The organism is Lacinutrix sp. 5H-3-7-4 (genome assembly GCF_000211855.2).
GTDB lineage: Bacteria > Bacteroidota > Bacteroidia > Flavobacteriales > Flavobacteriaceae > Lacinutrix.
Window position 1 is genome coordinate 1,508,334 of the sequence record NC_015638.1, and the last position, 17,553, is coordinate 1,525,886.

At 28.9% G+C, this 17,553-nt stretch carries 19 protein-coding genes; 18 read left to right on the top strand and 1 reads right to left on the bottom strand.

Going from position 1 to position 17,553, the window contains the following annotated elements:
• The first annotated feature begins 4 nt into the window (after window positions 1-4).
• The 15 genes from hemW (at window position 5) to LACAL_RS06735 (ending at window position 12,990) form a co-directional block, all read left to right on the top strand.
• Window positions 5-1,132, top strand: a complete 1,128-nt coding sequence (hemW, locus tag LACAL_RS06670; protein WP_013869954.1) for a radical SAM family heme chaperone HemW — start codon at window positions 5-7, stop codon at window positions 1,130-1,132.
• 116 nt (window positions 1,133-1,248) lie between these two features.
• Window positions 1,249-1,995, top strand: coding sequence for a cyclase family protein (locus LACAL_RS06675; protein ID WP_013869955.1), 747 nt, complete (start codon window positions 1,249-1,251; stop codon window positions 1,993-1,995).
• Entirely contained in the window at window positions 1,995-2,609 is a 615-nt protein-coding gene (locus tag LACAL_RS06680; protein WP_013869956.1) for a DUF4230 domain-containing protein, read from the top strand. The genes LACAL_RS06675 and LACAL_RS06680 overlap by 1 nt, the downstream gene beginning before the upstream one ends.
• A 133-nt stretch (window positions 2,610-2,742) precedes the next feature.
• A complete protein-coding gene (locus LACAL_RS15590) occupies window positions 2,743-2,877 on the top strand; it encodes a hypothetical protein (RefSeq protein ID WP_013869957.1) in 135 nt (44 codons plus the stop codon).
• A 21-nt stretch (window positions 2,878-2,898) separates the two neighbouring features.
• Entirely contained in the window at window positions 2,899-3,264 is a 366-nt protein-coding gene (locus tag LACAL_RS06685; protein ID WP_013869958.1) for an MmcQ/YjbR family DNA-binding protein, read from the top strand.
• A 116-nt stretch (window positions 3,265-3,380) separates the two neighbouring features.
• The gene (locus LACAL_RS06690; protein ID WP_013869959.1) at window positions 3,381-3,662 is read left to right on the top strand and encodes a hypothetical protein; all 282 of its coding nucleotides are present in this window, start codon (window positions 3,381-3,383) and stop codon (window positions 3,660-3,662) included.
• A 131-nt stretch (window positions 3,663-3,793) separates the two neighbouring features.
• Window positions 3,794-4,207: a response regulator gene (locus LACAL_RS06695; protein ID WP_013869960.1), complete on the top strand. Its 414-nt coding sequence runs from the start codon at window positions 3,794-3,796 to the stop codon at window positions 4,205-4,207.
• Window positions 4,208-4,212: 5 nt separating this feature from the next.
• The gene (locus tag LACAL_RS06700) at window positions 4,213-4,752 is read left to right on the top strand and encodes a heme NO-binding domain-containing protein (RefSeq protein WP_013869961.1); all 540 of its coding nucleotides are present in this window, start codon (window positions 4,213-4,215) and stop codon (window positions 4,750-4,752) included.
• Window positions 4,752-6,344, top strand: a complete 1,593-nt coding sequence (locus LACAL_RS06705) for a PAS domain-containing sensor histidine kinase (protein WP_013869962.1) — start codon at window positions 4,752-4,754, stop codon at window positions 6,342-6,344. The genes LACAL_RS06700 and LACAL_RS06705 overlap by 1 nt, the downstream gene beginning before the upstream one ends.
• A 3-nt stretch (window positions 6,345-6,347) precedes the next feature.
• Complete coding sequence (locus tag LACAL_RS06710) at window positions 6,348-7,481, top strand: FIST signal transduction protein (RefSeq protein WP_013869963.1); 1,134 nt, start codon at window positions 6,348-6,350, stop codon at window positions 7,479-7,481.
• On the top strand, window positions 7,481-8,527 hold the full coding sequence (locus LACAL_RS06715; protein ID WP_013869964.1) for an ATP-binding protein: 1,047 nt from the start codon (window positions 7,481-7,483) through the stop codon (window positions 8,525-8,527). Before LACAL_RS06710 ends, LACAL_RS06715 begins: the two co-directional genes overlap by 1 nt.
• Window positions 8,528-8,531: 4 nt before the next feature.
• On the top strand, window positions 8,532-8,849 hold the full coding sequence (locus LACAL_RS06720; RefSeq protein WP_013869965.1) for a hypothetical protein: 318 nt from the start codon (window positions 8,532-8,534) through the stop codon (window positions 8,847-8,849).
• 9 nt (window positions 8,850-8,858) lie between these two features.
• Window positions 8,859-9,587 carry a LytTR family DNA-binding domain-containing protein gene (locus LACAL_RS06725; RefSeq protein WP_013869966.1) on the top strand — a complete coding sequence of 243 codons (729 nt, stop codon included), beginning with the start codon at window positions 8,859-8,861 and terminating at the stop codon, window positions 9,585-9,587.
• A gap of 192 nt (window positions 9,588-9,779) precedes the next feature.
• Complete coding sequence (locus LACAL_RS06730; protein ID WP_013869967.1) at window positions 9,780-10,268, top strand: CAP domain-containing protein; 489 nt, start codon at window positions 9,780-9,782, stop codon at window positions 10,266-10,268.
• A 121-nt stretch (window positions 10,269-10,389) separates the two neighbouring features.
• Entirely contained in the window at window positions 10,390-12,990 is a 2,601-nt protein-coding gene (locus tag LACAL_RS06735; protein WP_013869968.1) for a T9SS type A sorting domain-containing protein, read from the top strand.
• A gap of 464 nt (window positions 12,991-13,454) precedes the next feature.
• Here LACAL_RS06735 and LACAL_RS06740 read toward each other — a convergent pair whose 3' ends face one another.
• On the bottom strand, window positions 13,455-15,515 hold the full coding sequence (locus LACAL_RS06740) for a tetratricopeptide repeat protein (protein ID WP_013869969.1): 2,061 nt from the start codon (window positions 15,513-15,515) through the stop codon (window positions 13,455-13,457).
• Window positions 15,516-15,654: 139 nt separating this feature from the next.
• On the opposite strand from LACAL_RS06740, the gene LACAL_RS06745 reads away from it, so the two are divergent.
• From LACAL_RS06745 to LACAL_RS06755, 3 genes are read left to right on the top strand one after another with little or no spacing between them, the layout of a single operon-like run.
• Window positions 15,655-15,933 (top strand): hypothetical protein, encoded by a 279-nt coding sequence (locus LACAL_RS06745; protein WP_013869970.1) that lies wholly within the window; start codon window positions 15,655-15,657, stop codon window positions 15,931-15,933.
• 24 nt (window positions 15,934-15,957) lie between these two features.
• A complete protein-coding gene (locus LACAL_RS06750) occupies window positions 15,958-16,236 on the top strand; it encodes a hypothetical protein (protein ID WP_013869971.1) in 279 nt (92 codons plus the stop codon).
• Between the two features lie 27 nt (window positions 16,237-16,263).
• Entirely contained in the window at window positions 16,264-17,502 is a 1,239-nt protein-coding gene (locus LACAL_RS06755) for an oligosaccharide flippase family protein (RefSeq protein ID WP_013869972.1), read from the top strand.
• Window positions 17,503-17,553: the final 51 nt, after the last annotated feature.

Genomic DNA, 17,553 nt, shown 5'->3' on the forward strand with positions numbered 1-17,553 from the left:
ATAAATGTCTGGAATTTACATTCACATACCATTTTGCAAGCAAGCTTGCCACTACTGCGATTTTCATTTTTCTACCTCAATGAAGAAGAAAGATGAGCTAATTAATGCTTTAATTAAAGAATTAGAAATAAGAAAAACCGAGTTTAATAATATAACTGTAGAAACCATTTATTTTGGAGGTGGAACACCATCGCTTTTATCTACTTTAGAAATTAACAACATTATTGATGCGGTTTATAGTAATTATAAAGTTATACATAATCCTGAAATAACCTTAGAAGCTAATCCAGACGATTTAAACAACCAGCAAATAATTAAGCTATCACATTCACCAATTAATAGGTTGTCTATAGGTATTCAATCTTTTCATGAAAAAGATTTAAAACTCATGAATAGAGCTCATAATTCAAGTGAAGCTAAATCCTGTTTAGTAGAAGCGACAAAGTATTTTAATAATATTTCTTTAGATTTAATTTACGGTATTCCTGGAACAACAAATGCAGAATGGGAAGAGAATATTGCTATTGCATTAAGTTTTGGAATAAACCATATATCCAGCTATGCTTTGACTGTAGAACCTAAAACAGCATTAGCATCGTTTATAAAAAAAGGAATAATTGATAATGTAGACGATGCATTAGCCCAAGAGCAATTTCATATTTTAATAGAAAAATTAGCTCAAAATAACTTTATACACTATGAGCTTTCTAATTTCGGAAAAGAAGGCTTTTTTAGTAAAAACAACTCTGCTTATTGGCAAGGTAAACCGTATATTGGTATAGGTCCATCGGCACATTCTTTTAATGGTAAACAACGTGGCTGGAATGTTAGAAATAATACCAAATACATAAAATCTATAGAGAATAATACCTTACCAATAGAAATTGAAACGCTAACAATAACAGATCAATATAACGAGTATGTAATGACTGGTTTACGTACTGTTTGGGGAGTTTCAATACAAAAAATAGATTCAGATTTTGGTGAACATTTTAAAATTTATTTATTAAAACAAGCTCAAAAATTTATTAAAGAGCAATTACTTTATATTGAAAACAATAAACTTCTTGTAACCAAAAAAGGAAAGTTTTTAAGTGATGGTATTGCTAGCGATTTATTTATGTTAAATTAAATTTCGTATTTTAAAATAGAAACCATCTAGGGATTTTTAAATTTATAAGCTTGAAAATTTCTTTTTTAATTAATTTAGCAACAACCAAAACGTCTACAAAAAAAGTTTAAAAAACAATGATAGCGACAATACAAATAAATTCAAAAAAAATAAAAATAGATTTATCAAAACCACTAGATATTTCTATGCCATTACGCGCTTCAGAAAAAAATGTAAACGCATGGTATGTTAATGCTCCAAAAATAGAACCGGTTAAAGTAGATGAGTGGATTGCAAGCGTGGCAAAAGGAGCAGATATTAATTTTAATAATATAAGTTTTAATCCTCATGCACATGGAACGCACACAGAAAGTGTTGGGCATATTACTAAAGAGGTTTATAACGTAAATAAATGCTTTAAGCGTTTTATGTTTACTGCAGAGTTAATAAGTGTTGCACCAGAAGTTGTTGGTGAAGATGAAGTGATATCAAAAAAACAAATTCAGTTTTTATTAAAAAGAAAAAAGCCAGAAGCCATCATTATTAGAAGTATGCCAAATACAAAAGATAAAAAGTCTAGGCAGTATTCGCATACCAATTGGCCGTACTTAACAGAGGAAGCAGCTGTATTTTTAAGAGAAAAAGGAATTAAACATTTACTTATAGATTTACCAAGTGTAGACAAAGAAAAGGATAATGGGCAATTACTGGCACATAAAGCTTTTTGGAATGTAAATGGTGAAATAAGAAAAAAATCTACCATTACAGAGCTTATTTATGTGCCTAACAAGGTAAAAGATGGTAGTTATATTATAAACTTTCAAATAGCACCTTTTGTAAACGATGCTACACCAAGTAAACCTATATTATACAAAATAGAATAATGGATATTATTTTTTCAATCATATTTGGAGTTATAGCTGCATTAGGAGTAAACACATATATAAAACACATACAAAGCAAAAAACTAGCACAGTCACAATCGGTTATTTTATTAGATAAAATAAAAAAGGTGTGTAAGTTTATAACAGTTGAAGGTGACTTTGCAGAAATTTACCATTATGAAGATGTAAAAGAGCGTTTTTTAAAACTTGTTTCAAGTAGAAAAAAAGCCTTAGTAGTTATTGATGCAAAAGCATATGTAGGTTTCGATTTATCTAAAATAGATATGGATGCAAATCCAGAAACAAAAAAAGTAACACTTAAACATTTCCCAGAACCAGAGGTATTATCTATAGAAACCAATTTAAAATATTACGACAAAAAAGACGGTATTTTTAATAAATTTCAAGCAAACGATTTAACAGCATTACATAACGAAGCAAAGTTGCATATTAGGGATAAAGTTCCAGAAAGTGGTTTGTTTCAAATAGCAAAAAAAGAAGCTTTAGAATCTGTTTTATTAATAGAAGGTATCGTACAAACTATAGGTTGGAAATTAGACTACTCAGCATTAGAAATTGAAAATAAAATTGTAAAAGAATTAGATAGTAAATAATATAATTCATGAAGCAAATATGCATTTAATCTTATTTTTTGTACATTTGAACGAGTAATCCGAATTTCAAGTATGAAAAAAAGAGATTAACTTGTTTATGTTATAGATTTATTGTGTAATCAATTTTGCTGTTATGAAAAGATTTTTAATTTACGTTAACGATGTATTAGAGAGTTTAGACATTTATACAAATGTAAACTCAAAACCAAAATCTCCAAAATCACCATCAAAGCCTTTAAATAAAGATAAATTTATAGAAAACAAATAGCTTTTCGCTCCATTTATTTTTATGAATATTGAACAAATTCGAGACTACTGTCTTGAAAAACCTCATACCGAAGAAGCCTTTCCTTTTGATAAAAACACCTTAGTATTTAAAGTAGCAGGCAAAATGTTTGCACTAATGCCTTTAGATAAATGGGAGCAAGGTTTAGCATCAATAAATTTAAAAGCAAAACCAGAATATTCGGTAGAATTAAGAGAAGAATATAAAAGTATTATTCCAGGTTTCCATATGAATAAAAAACATTGGAATACCATTTATGTGCATGAAAATGAGTTAGAGTCAAAAATGCTTTTAAGTCTTATAGACCACTCATACAGTATGGTTGTAAGCGGTTTATCAAAAAAAAGAAGGCAAGAATTAAGTTTGTAAAAATTATCTATCGACAGAAAACGGTAATTTATCGATGCAAAAAGTGTAATCATAGAATAGTTTTAAAAACTATGAGACTGTAAGTTTACTTTTGAGGTAATTAATACGCAGAAAAAATGAAATTCCCTCAAATCTCAAATCTATTTAATGGGTTTAAAACATCTAAAGTTTATAAACAAAACCCAGAACCAACTACTACCTTATTAAATAAAAATTTTAAAAGTAAAGAAGTTTTACATTCAAGCTTAAAACAACTAGAATTTATAACTTTTTTAGAATTTCACTTAAGTAAAAGAAATTTAGATGAATATTCTCTAAAATTTTTAATAGAACTTGATAATCTTAAGATTAAAGCTAAAAAAAATACAATTAAATCTCTGCACTATTATAGAGAATAAAACAGCAAATTTCCATTCGTCGACACTTAAACGTTATTCGTCATTGTTATAACAGGTATAAACGAAAACAAAATTTAATATCGCAGAATAATATTAATTTTGAACAGAAATAATTTTTAAATACCCTCACAATGTCCAAAAAACTTAAAATTCTTTTAATAGAAGACGATATCATTGAAAAAATGAAATTAAATCGTACGACTTCAGCTTTAAATTTAGAGCACGATATAATGGAGGCTAATAATGGTGAAGAAGCACTAGAGCTTTTAAAGAATAAAGATAATTTGCCAGACATAATATTATTAGATTTAAATATGCCAAAAATTAATGGTATAGAATTTTTAGGAATATTAAAAGCAGATCCAGTTTTAAAATATATTCCAACAATAATTTTAACGACATCAAATAATCAAAAAGATTTATTAGAGTGTTATAGAATTGGTGTTGCAGGTTATGTTATAAAGCCTTTAAAATATGATGATTATGTTAGCAAAATAGAAAAATTATTAGCATATTGGAGTGTTAATGAATTAATCGTAGTCTAAACGTAATGAAAGGAATTGTTTTTACAGAATTTTTAGAACTAGTTGAAGATAAATTTGGTCTAGAAATGGTAGATAATATTATCTCCAGTTCTAACCTTGAGTCTGGAGGTGCATACACAGCAGTAGGCACTTATAGTTTTTCTGAAATGTTACAGCTTTTACAACACCTAAGTAGTAATACCGGTATATCAATAGATAATTTGCTCCTTGTATATGCAGAGCATTTTTTTAGTGTAATAGAACACAGTTATCCAGGTTTATTAGCAACGTATAACGATCCTATAGAATTAATTTCTTCTATAGAAAATCACATTCATGTTGAGGTTAGAAAAATCTATCCAGATGCAGAATTACCAACGTTTTTAATAGAAGAAAAATCAAGTGATTCTTTAAGAATAATTTATAAGTCTAGCAGAGCAATGCACCATTTTGGACTAGGCTTAATGAATAAAACTTTTGAGCATTTTAATACTACTGCCAAAATAGAATTACAAAAAATAAAAGAAGACGGAACTGAAGTTAGATTTATTATTAATAAAAACTAATGAGTCAAAATCAAGTCGAATTACTGCAACGCGCTTTGCAAAGAGAAAAAGCAGCTAGAAAAGCAGCCGAAAGTATACTTGAAGATAAATCAAGAGAACTTTACGAAGCAAACCAGAAACTAAAAGAAATAAATAGCGACCTAGAAACATCGCTAACTAAAGCAGACTCTCAATTACAAGGCGTTTTTGAGAACATAGTAGATGCTTATGTAATTACAGATTTATGGGGGAATATTCTAAAAATGAATGATTCTGCTGTAAATCTTTTAGGTTTTAAAAATGCTAAAGAAGATTTCAATTTACTTGAAATGTTAGATGTTAACGAAAAAGATAAAGTTCAATCTTGGTTTAAAAGCTTATTAAGAAGTGGCGCATCAACAGATTTTCATGTAAATATCACAACAAGAACAAATCAACAAAAATTAGTACACATTAATTCTAGCTTAATATACGATAACGATGTAGCTGTAGCTGTACAAGGTATTGTTAGAGATGTAACTATACAAAATAAATACAAAAAAAGTATAGAAGCCGAACGTTTAAAGTATAGTAATATTATTGCTAATATGAACTTAGGGCTAATAGAAATAAGTAAAGAAGGAGAAATTTTGATGATGAATCAAAGTTTTTCAGATATTTCTGGATACAACGAAGCAGAACTTTTAGGAACCGTAGCAAAAGATATTTTTGCGGTAAATGATGCAGGAGCAGAGTTAATAGACAATGAAAAAAGAAAACGAGTAGAAGGAGAATCTAACTCCTACGAGCTCGAAGTAAAAACAAAAACAGGAGAACATAGGCACTGGCTAGTAAGTGGTGCTCCAAACTATAATTTAGAAGGAGAACAAGTTGGCTCAATAGCAGTAACTTTAGATATTACAGACTTAAAAAACCTCCAAAATCAAAAAGAAAAACTCCTTAGTAAGTTAGAAAAAAGTAATGATGAATTACAAGAATATGCACACATTGTTTCTCACGATTTAAAATCACCATTACGAAGTATAAACGCCTTAGTAAGCTGGTTAAAAGAAGACAACCAAGGTAAGTTAGACGAAGTAAGCCTTCAAAATATCGCACATATTGAGACTACTCTAGAGAAAATGGAACAACTTATAACAGATGTTTTAAATTACTCAAGTGTAGGAGCTCAAGTATCTGCATTGGCAGATGTAAACATACATAATTTAGTATCAGACTTATGTAAAATATTATATGTTCCAGAACATATAGAAATTAAAATTGTAAATCAATTACCAGTTATAAAAGGCGATAAAACTAAGTTACAACAACTGTTTCAAAACCTAATAAGTAATGCGGTAAAGTTTATTGATAAAGAAAAAGGCTTAATAGAAATTAAAGTTTTAGAATTATCAACACATTTTGAGTTTTCTGTAAAAGACAACGGAATGGGAATTGAAAAACAATTCCATGATAAGATTTTTAAAATATTTCATGCCTTAAATAAAAGTAAAGAATCTACAGGAATAGGTTTATCTATTGTTAAAAAAATAGTAGACTTACATGAAGGAGAAGTATGGTTAGAAAGTGAGCCAAAAGTAGGAACAACCTTTTACTTTACACTAAAAAAGTAATCCATGAAAACAGTACAATTAGTAAAGCACAAAAATAAAGACTGGCAATATGTAGTAGAGCATCAAGAACTAAAAGAGCCATTGGTATTAGTATTTGGTAATAGGTTTATGCTAGAAGACAAAAATATATACCAAGAAGTAAAAGATTTGTTTCCAGATGGACATATAATCTTTGCCTCATCATCTGCAGAGATTTCTTCAAATACAGTAAACCTTGATAGTATTACAATTACTGCAATAGAGTTTGAAAAAAGTAGCTTTAAAATTAAAACAAGTAATGTTTTAAATACAGATTTAGATAGTTTTAAAACAGGAGGAGATTTAATAAATCAATTACCACAAGACGATTTAAAGTACGTTTTAGTAATATCTGAAGGTAGTTTTATAAACGGCAGTCAACTTACTAAAGGAATGAACAATGCAACACAAAGCAACCTGTTAATTACAGGTGGATTATGTGGTGATGACGCTCGTTTTGAAAAAACATTGGCATCTTACAATGAAAACCCAAAAGAAGGAGAACTTGTAGCTATTGGATTTTATGGAGATAGTTTAGAAATTTCATTTTCAATTCATGGTGGTTGGACTCCATTTGGTCCACAGCGTATAGTAACAAAATCTAAAGACAACATACTATACGAACTTGATGGTCAACCAGCTTTAGATTTATATAAAAAATATTTAGGAGAAAAAGCAAAAGATCTACCAGGAGCAGCTTTATTATATCCATTAAATGTAACATCAGAAGAAGAAAACCAATCTATAGTTAGAACTATTTTAAATATAGACGAAGAAAATAATGCTGTAATTTTAGCAGGAGATATAAAAGAAAACTCTAAAGTACAACTCATGATGACAAATGTAGATAACATTGCAAATGCATCAGAAAAAGCAGCAAGCCAAGCTTTAGAAATAAGAAAAAATAAACCAGAATTAGCCTTGCTAGTAAGTTGTATAGGAAGAAAATTAGTATTAGACCAACGTGTAGAAGAAGAAATAGAAGAAGTTATTGAAGTTATAGGAGATGATGTTGTTATTAGTGGTTTCTATTCCTATGGAGAAATAGCACCTTTTCATGGAGAAGTGTCCTGCCAACTACACAATCAAACCATGACCATAACACTAATAAGTGAATAATGAATTCACTATTAAAAAGACAAATACGTAAATATCTAAGTGAAGACCTAAAAAACAACGAGGGACTCACTCAGTTTTTTAATGCCATAGATAGCTCTTATAATAATTTTGACGAACAATCAATAATGATTCAACGGGCAATGTCTATAAGCTCAGACGAGCTGTACGCTGCCAATCGTAAATTACAAGACGAAGCAAAAGAGCAAAACGAAGTTATAGAAAAACTTAAAAGCGTAATTAATACACTTAAGTTTTACAATCTTAAAGCAGATGAAACCAAAGAAGATGTTGAGTTAACAGGATCAAATTTGGTAGATTTTATAGATAACCAAACAAAAGAAATTGTAGAAATAAACAAACAAAAACAAGAACTTTTAAACGAGTTATCTCACCAAAATCAGGAACTAAGTGACTATGCACATATGGTATCTCATGATTTAAAGTCACCATTAAGAAGTATAAATACATTAGTAACATGGTTAGCAGAAGATTATAAAGATGCTTTTGATGTTAATGGAAAAAATTCATTAAACCTCATTAAAAGTAATGTGGTTAAAATGGAAAACCTTATTAGTGGTATTTTAGAATATTCTACTATAGGAAAAAATAAAATTGAGAATTACGATGTAAACCTAAATAAGTTGTTAGATAGTGTTTTAGAGATAATAGAAATTCCAGAACATATTAAAATAACCAGAACACATTTACCTGTAATTAAAGGAGATAAATACAGATTGCAGCAATTGTTTCAAAATTTAATAAGCAATGCCATAAAATATAACGATAAAGAAGAAGGTACTATTGATATAGGTTTTGAAGATAAAAACCAATATTGGCAATTTTATATAGAAGATAATGGAAAAGGTATAAAAGAAGCCTATTTCGAAAAAATCTTTAAAACCTTCGAGAAGCTTGACAATAATCCAGATTCATCAGGAATAGGGTTGTCAATTGTAAAAAAAATTATCGAGCTTTATGGAGGTAAAATATGGTTAGAATCTAAATTAAATATTGGTACAACCTTTTATTTCACTATAAAAAAATAAGCATATGGAACAGCCAAATCAATCCTATATAGATAGTTTATCTGGAGGAGATCAAGCCTTTAAGCAGCAACTAATAGATGTTATAAAACTAGAATATCCACAAGAAAAACAAGAATATCTAGACAATATTAATTCTCAACAATTAAAATTAGTAGCAGATAATGTACATAAACTTAAACATAAAATTAGTATTTTAGGGCTTGAAAAGAGTTATGATGTTGCTGTAGACTACGAAAACAACTTACTTAAAGGTAATACAGACCAAAGAGAAGCATTTGAAGCTATATTAAACACCATAACAAAATACCTTAAGACGCTTTAAATATTAAATATGAAATGTATTGTTATTGACGATGAGGCAACTGCCAGAATAATTATTGCTCAATTATGTTCAAATGTAGCAAGCCTTAATGTTTTAGAAGAGTTTCCTAATGCAATGCAAGCAATAAAATACTTAAATCAAAATCAAGTAGATTTAATATTTTTAGATATACATATGCCAGATTTTACAGGTTTCGACTTTATTGAAACCGTAAAAAATCCTCCAAAAATTGTTTTAACAACTTCAGATCCTCAATTTGCAATTCAAGCTTTCGAATATGATTGTATTGTAGATTATTTAGTAAAACCAATAACTCAAGAGCGTTTTAATAAAGCGATAGAAAAAGCTAAAGCAAAGCAAACAACCATCCCTATAGAGCAGTCCGTTTCAACTAGAAAAAACACAGAAAAAGTAGAAACATCTTCAGGTAACGATTTATATGTGAATATAGATAGGCGCTTAATCAAAATAGATATTCCAAGTATTTATTTAGTAGAAGCAAAAGGCGATTATATACAAGTTAAAACCGAAGATAAAAACTATACAGTACATTCTACATTAAAAAAAATTGAAGAAAAATTACCAGACAGTTTATTCTTAAAAGTACATCGTTCTTATATAATTAATATAAAAAAAATTATAGATATAGAAGATAATAGTGTGCTAATTAAAAAAGATGTAATTCCTGTAAGCCGTTCTAACAGGCCAGAGTTAATGAAGCGTTTAAACCTATTGTAATTTTTTTAAACTTTAAAATAGCAGCTTGTTAAGTCTATTTTTATACAAACCTTCAAATAAAATTATATTTTTAAGTATCGTTCAACTGTTTTATTTTGCCATTCAACTACACTTAAAAATGTGCTAATCGAAAATCTATAGTTTCGACATATATTAATTTTAGTTTTATCATCTAATTAACCCAACTTACAGATGAAAAAATTATTATTAATCCCATTAGTACTTTGTGCTTTTCTAATGTCTTGTTCCTCACAAGACGAGTTTGAAACCGAAGACTCTCACGACAAAAATTTGAATGTAACCTACAACTCAATAGATTATGAAGTTGTAGAATTAATTAATGCACATAGAATTTCATTAGGTTTAAATACCTTAAATATTTTAGATGATGTTTCTGCAGCTGCAATATCACATACTCAATATATGGTTGGTCAAGGTAAAGCCAGTCATGATAACTTTTATTCTAGATCTCAACACTTGAAAGCTAAAATAAATGCAAAAATAGTATCAGAAAACGTAGCATATGGTTTTACTAATGCAGAAGCATTGGTAAATGCATGGCTAAATAGTGATGATCATAGAGAAAATATTGAAAATGCCGAATTAACAGAATTAGGTGTAGCCTGTAAGAAAAACAATTCTGGCAAATATTTTTTTACTAATATTTTTGTAAAAATATAGTAATAAAAAAACTTATCTATAGATAATTACCATTCGTCTACACTAGCAAAGCACTAATCGAAAAATCGAAAAATAAACAACAACCTATTATAAATTTGTTTTATAATTAAAACCCAATATCATGACAAGAACTTTACCTACTTTTAAACAAAAAATAATAGCATTAGCTATATTGCTTTTAAGTTATTCTGTTTTTGCTCAAAACATTCCGTTTAACTGTGATTACAGTGCTTACTTATTTCAGTATAACGATGTTTATGCAATTGATTTAGCTTCAGGAAATTCATTTTTAGCAGCTACAGATGTTACACCAGGTAATATAAATGCCGCAGCTTATAATCCTGCAGATGGTTTTATTTGGGGTTACTTAAGTTCGCCATCAAAAACAATTGTTAGAATAGGTAAAGATTTTCAAACAACATCGTTTACTATTCCAGAATTAACAACAGGAAATAAATACGTTGGAGACATTAGTCCAAATGGCGTTTATTATTTTAAAGCTGGAGGCGCAACATATTATAAAGTAGATTTAAACCCAAACTCTCCTACTTATACTCAGTACCTATCTACAGAAAATTTATCTCAAAGTTTAAATATTCATGATTGGGCATTTAATGCAGTAGATGGTAAATTATATGCAGTAGAAAAGACTACAAATATTTTATATAGAATTGATCCTGAAACAAACGTTGTTCAAAATTTAGGTATTGTACCAATATTATCAGGTTTAAATTACACTTATGGCGCAGTTTATTTTGATGCAGATGGACGTTTTTATGTGTCAGCAAATCAAACAGGAACCATATACGTAATACAAAGCGTTCAAGATTTAGACGGTATAAACGTTATAAATTCTAACTTATTTGCTTTTGGGCCTTCAAGTGCAAGTAATGATGGTGCACGTTGTCCAACAGCTCCAGTAGTGCAAGAGATTTGTGATAATGGAATTGATGATGATGGTGATGGACTAAAAGATTGTGATGATCCTTCTTGCTCTGGATTTGGAAACTGTGAAGTAATTACGCCGCCAACTTCTGCTAATAATGGAGGTTTAGAAAGTAATGGAAGATTATCTGAAGTTATTAATAAACGTAACTTTAACCGTGCAAGAAACAGTTATAAATTTGACCAAAGTACAGCGCCGCGAGTAACAGCTAGTAGTATTGCAGCACAAAGAAGCTCTTTTACAGGATTTCAATTACAAGATTTCGTACCATTAACAACAATTAATGAAGACTATGCAGTAGACTCAACACCTCAAGATTTATTAAATATTACAAATGCAACAGAAGTATACTCAGTAGATTATATCCAAAACAATGCATCAATAGCATCAATTTTAGCTTTAAAAACAGAAAATGGTGTATACGAGCACACAAAATATATATGTGATAGATTATTAGGAGCAGAGTTAATATCTGTATCAACTATAGATATAAACGGAGAATCATTTATAAAATCTATTATAAAAAATGCTGATGGGAGCTTTGAATATGTATTAAGTTTATCTGCAAAAGTAGTAAATAATGATGCTAATTTTAAAGTAGAAAGTCACTGGAATTTAGATTTATATGAAGAAAATGTAACATTTTATAATTTCCAAATTTGGTCAGACTCAATTGATGATTTATACCTTCTGTCAGAAGAAGTATTAAACTTATTAAATACCGAAAAACCAATTTCTGGATACCAATTATCTACACCACCAACAGTATTTGTTAGAAAAGGAAAATATATAAATGGAAATTTAGACCTTGAAATTATAAATACTAACGGAACAGGAAACGTTGGGTTCGATTCGGGATTTAGAACAACAGAAACTAGTGAATTTAGTTACTCAACAACGTCAATAGATTTAAACCAGAATTATATTACAGAAATAGCAGTACCTACAGGAAACCTATTCGATATAGGGTTTAGAATTGGAGACGGCATTAACACACCAGACGATCTATTTATGTCTGATGGTCCTTGGGGAGTTGATGACTCTCAAGCAACAACAACGGTGAATAATTACCAAGTAACTCAAAATAATAATACAGTTGAAGAAAATGAGTTTCCTATTGAAAGAAATATACTTTTAAATGCAACTACAAGTACATATTTTGCAGCTTATAGAGCATTAACGCCAAGATTTCAAGCGGTAGACTTAACAGATTATAGCTCTTTAGAATTTGACGCTAAAGGCACAGGTAATGTAGAAGTAACTTTAGTAAAAGGCAGTGTTTCAAATTGGAATGAGCAATACAAAACAACAATAGCATTGACAGATAGTACTCAAAGTTTTGTAATTCCATTCACACAATTCTCTTCTACTTTAAATACAAGTTTTGAAGCTAACGATATTGTAACTATAGTTTTTACAATGGTGAGTGAAGATGGTTCTTTGCAAACAAAAGAAATGAAAATAGAAGATGTGTTATTCTCTAGAGTATCACTATTATCTGTAGACGAATTTGAAGCAGAAGATAACACTATGGTAGCTTATCCAAATCCTATGCATGAAACTTCTAGTATTTTATTTAAAGCGAAACATAATGAAACAATGCAGTTAGTAGTTTATAACCAATTAGGAAAAGTTGTTTATAATACAGCAATAAACGCACAAGTTGGGAAAAATGAAATAACGATTAATAAGCAAAATTTAAGTTCAGGATTATACATCTGTAAATTATCTGGACAACAAACTCATTATAATCCCTTAAAGTTATTAGTAAAGTAATAATTTCATTTAATGTATTATTGATTGATTGATAAGTAGAAACCTAAGACCTAATAGCAAACACAAAGCTGTTTCTACAAAAGGCAAAAGAGAAATCTTTTGCCTTTTTTATTTAAAAAAAGTTTTAGAAATTTATTTTATTAGTACTGTATGCTATGTCTAAATTAAAATAAGCCAATAGGTAAGTGAAAAAGTTTATTTGTAACCATTTTTAGACAAGGTTAAATACAGCTTGTTTTTGCAGTATATTAGTAAAATATAAGAATGCTAGGCGTTTAAATAAAATAGGTAACTATAATTTGGTAAATTATATTTAAAGCTATTTAAAACTTTATTATTTACCATTATAGTTAATATAAATTGTAGGCTTACTTTAGTAGCTTTTATATAGCACTTTTATTAAATTGTAGATGATGATAACTATTAAATAAAGTGTTTACTTTTAAATATGCGATACACTTAACTTATTTTCTAAATACAGGTTTATCAAATAATAACCATTTAAAACGTATTCCAATTTCGTTAAAAGTAAATCCTGCAGCAGTGGCAGAGGCAATATTACTTCGTGTGCCAAATAAATTTGCTAAACAGCGGTCTGAAAATTTATAACCTAATTTACCTTGTATTCTGTATGTACTTTGGCTTTCGTCGTCGTTAATAAATTGTAATCCTGTGGCAGCAGTAAGCTCATAAAACCATTCTTTTGGTTTTGCTATATTTTCATCTTTAATAAGGTTTACAAAAACCTCGGCAGCATTAAAGGTCTCTGGCGAAAAGTAAATGCTTGGTACTTGGTCTTTAAAAGTAATGTACTGGTAGTTTAAACCTGCTTTAAGCGATGGTTTTGGTAAAATGTTATAATACAAAGAAGTAAACAATAAGTTTCTGGCATTATTATCACTTTGTTTAGTATAAAAATATTGTGTAAACCATCCTAAATTAAAATTAGTATTTAAGCTATAATTAGCATAGTAGTTATTTTGTACAATTTCACGATCTAGTAGCTCGGCATTAAAACTTTGTACCTCACGTTTATAACCAACGGTTAAATCTTGCAGCTTAAAGGGTTTTATGTTAAATGAAATATCTGCTAATACTTGAGTGTAATTATTTGTTGTAGCTTTAGCAGAAGTTAATCCAGCAGTGCCTTTTAAGGTTAAATTAGGAAGTAATTGATATGAAACACCAAAGCTAAAGTCATTTGATGTGGCGTCATTATTAGTAACAGGATTAGTTGTACTACGATAATTGTAACTCCCTAAAATTTTAAATTTTGTTGAAAACGGAAACTCTAAAGTATTATTAAAAGCAAAAGCTTCATTGTCTCCATTATCAAAACTATAAGAAACTTTACCTTCGTAAAAAGGTGTAAATGTTGTATTTAAATTTTTAATAAAGTTAGTTGCATCTTTTTGGTTATTGTAAAAGGTTAATGTGTTTTCAGCAGATTTGTAAGCATCTTCATATTTCCCTAATGCTTTTAATGCATTTGCGTTACCTAAGTTTCCATCAAATGATGTGCTGTCATTTACCAAAATTTGATTGTAATCTGTAACACTTTTTTTAAAATCGCTTTTATAAATATTAAGTGTTGCCCGTAAAGCTAAAACCCAATTGTCATTAGGTTTAGTTTCAATTAAATTCGTGATAAGCGTATTTGCAGCTTTATATTTTTTATTCCAAATTAAGGCTTGTGCATAACGCTCTGTAGTTTGTTGCTTTAGAGTAGCGTTTGTAGTTTTATTTAAAGCTTCATAAGCTTGTGTGCTTAAGTCAATCGCATCTTTTTCTTTTCCTTTTAAGTGAGATACTAATGCTAAACCATTTAAAGCTGTTATTTTATTTTCTGGATTTTTAGCTAAAATGGTATAGGTTTCTTTAGCATCGTCATACCTATTTGCTATTAAATATAAATTGGCTAGGTTTAATAAAGTGTCTTTGTCATTTTTAAAAAGCGCTAAACTTTTTTTAAGTAATATTTCAGCTTCATCATACTGTTGTGCTTGCTGTTTTTGGTAGGCATAACCTAAATACATGTATTTTTTAGACGTTAATGCATTTGGGTTTCCAGGAGAAACCTCTAAAGCTTTGTCAACATATTTTAAAGCATTTTCATATTCTTTTAAATTGGAAAGTGTGTTTGCATAACTTAATAATGCAGCAAAACTTTTTGGGTCTTCATTTATTAAGGTTTTAAAATAGGTTTTAGCTTTAGGAAAATTACTAGTCCATAATAAAGATTCTCCATAATTTAGTTTTACCTCAAAATCATTTGGGTAATCTGCTAAAAGCTTTGTAAATAAATTGTTGGCTTCATCAGGTTTTCCGTTTAGTCCAATAGCACGACCATAGCAAAGTCTAGCAGTTTTATTGTCTGGATACTGTTTTAAAATATTCTCAAAAAACTGTTCTGCTTTAGCGTACTTACCAGTTTCTAAATAGGTAAAACCTTCTTGCATATCTTGTGCAAGCCCAAGAAAAGCTGTAAATAATAAGGTGAGTAGGATTATAAATTTGAGTTTCATCTTCAAGTTTTAATTCATTTGCAAGTTAAGCATTCATTTCCATTCATTCATCTACAGCAATTGTCTACTCGTCGAAATTCAACTGAATTTGAGATGATTACAATGCATCTTTGTTACTGTAATCAAGAATATAATAATTATGACTTTACAGATTTTAGAAAACAACGGTGTATTTTATTTAGAAGGAGATTTAATTGCAAATACAACAAGGTCCTTTATTATTTATTTTGAATATAAAATAAAAACAATGGAAGCTGTAACAGTTAATATTGAAAAATTAAATCTCATTGATAAAAATGGTGTTGCAGCACTTACAACTTTGCTAGCAAATGCATTAAGAGAAGAAAATAAATTTGTTGTTACAGGAATTGGTTGTAAAGATATTTACGAAGATTTTAATTATCAAAATGTAGCTTAAACAATAACTATTAAAATATATATTATGGCACTTACAATTACTCAACAAGATAATACCATTTTTTTAGAAGGTACATTAAATAACTCTACAATTAAAAATTTTAAAACTCATTTTGGTTTTGTTTTAAACGCACACGCTGGTGTGACTTTAAATATTGAAAAAGTTACTGAAATTGATAATTCATCAATGATTACTTTAAAAGAAATATATAGAAATGCTGTTTTAAATAATAATTTATTTTTTGTAGCAGGACCAAGAAGTGAAGAGATTTATGAAGATTTTCAATTTATGAATATCGCTTAATCTATAACGCATAACTCTATAATTAAAATGCAAGCTTTAACCTTAACACGAAAAATATCTCCAGAACAACTATTTATGCTAAGTGTATTAGCTGTAAATGGAGGCAACTATTTGTACAACCTTATTTTAGGTCGTGTATTAGGGCCAGCGCAATTTGCAGATGCAGCAGTTTTAATAACGTTTTTGTTAGTGCTATCTTTTGTAGCTATGACATTCCAGTTAGTTACTGCAAAGTTTTCGGTAATTTTTGAAAATGAAACTTTTGCCAATTTTGTGGCAAAAATATATAAACATGCCACAATTGTAGGACTTGGTTTTGGAGCTTTAATAATAGTATTTGCAAAACAATTACAAATAGTTTTTAACACCTCTTCTTCAAGTATGTTTACCATATTTGGAATAGGCGTGCCTCTTTATTTTCTAATGAGTGTTAATAGAGGTGTATTTCAAGGTAAAAAAGAATTTAAGTTTTTATCAATCACTTATCAAGCAGAAATGCTAAGCAGGTTGGTAATTACCTTAGGTTTAATTTTTTTATTTAACATACAATCATCTGTAGTAATTGCTATAGGTATTTTAATATCATTTGGTTTTGGGTTAATTCCTTTTAAATTTAAAAATATAAAGTTTAAAAATATATTGGCAATTGATGCAGCTGAATCTAAACAAGTTCGTAGCTTTTTTATAATCACTGCATTTTATGAACTAACACAAATAATAATTAACAATAGTGATATTCTTTTAGTTAAACATTACTTTGACTCTTATGATGCAGGATTATACGCGTCATTAGCCTTAATTGGTCGTATTGTTTACTTTATAGCCTGGATGTTTGTTATGTTATTATTACCAACAGTTGTGCAGTTAAAAAAAGAAGGTAAAGCAACAGCACCAATATTGTTTAAGTACGTTGGTTATATAGCAGGAATTGCAACAGCAATTATTATTGGTTGTGCATTATTTCCAAAAACAGCAATTACCATTTTATTTGGAGACAGTTATTTGGCAATGGCGCCATTGTTATGGAAGTACGCCTTGGCAACCGGCTTGTTTGCTATATCAAACATATTTGCATACTACTATTTATCCTTAGACAGGTACATACCTGTTGTAATATCTGGAGTATTTGGAATGCTTCAAATGGGTTTAGTAATATTTTTTCATGACAGTTTAGAGCAAGTAGTACACATGCAAATTATAGCCATGTCGTTATTACTTGTAATACAAATTAGTTTTTTTGCTTTCGACTCAAAGTTGAAACAATAAAATTGAGTGTTTTTTTAGTTTATTTTGGTTGGAGGCTGTAGTTTTTTGCTA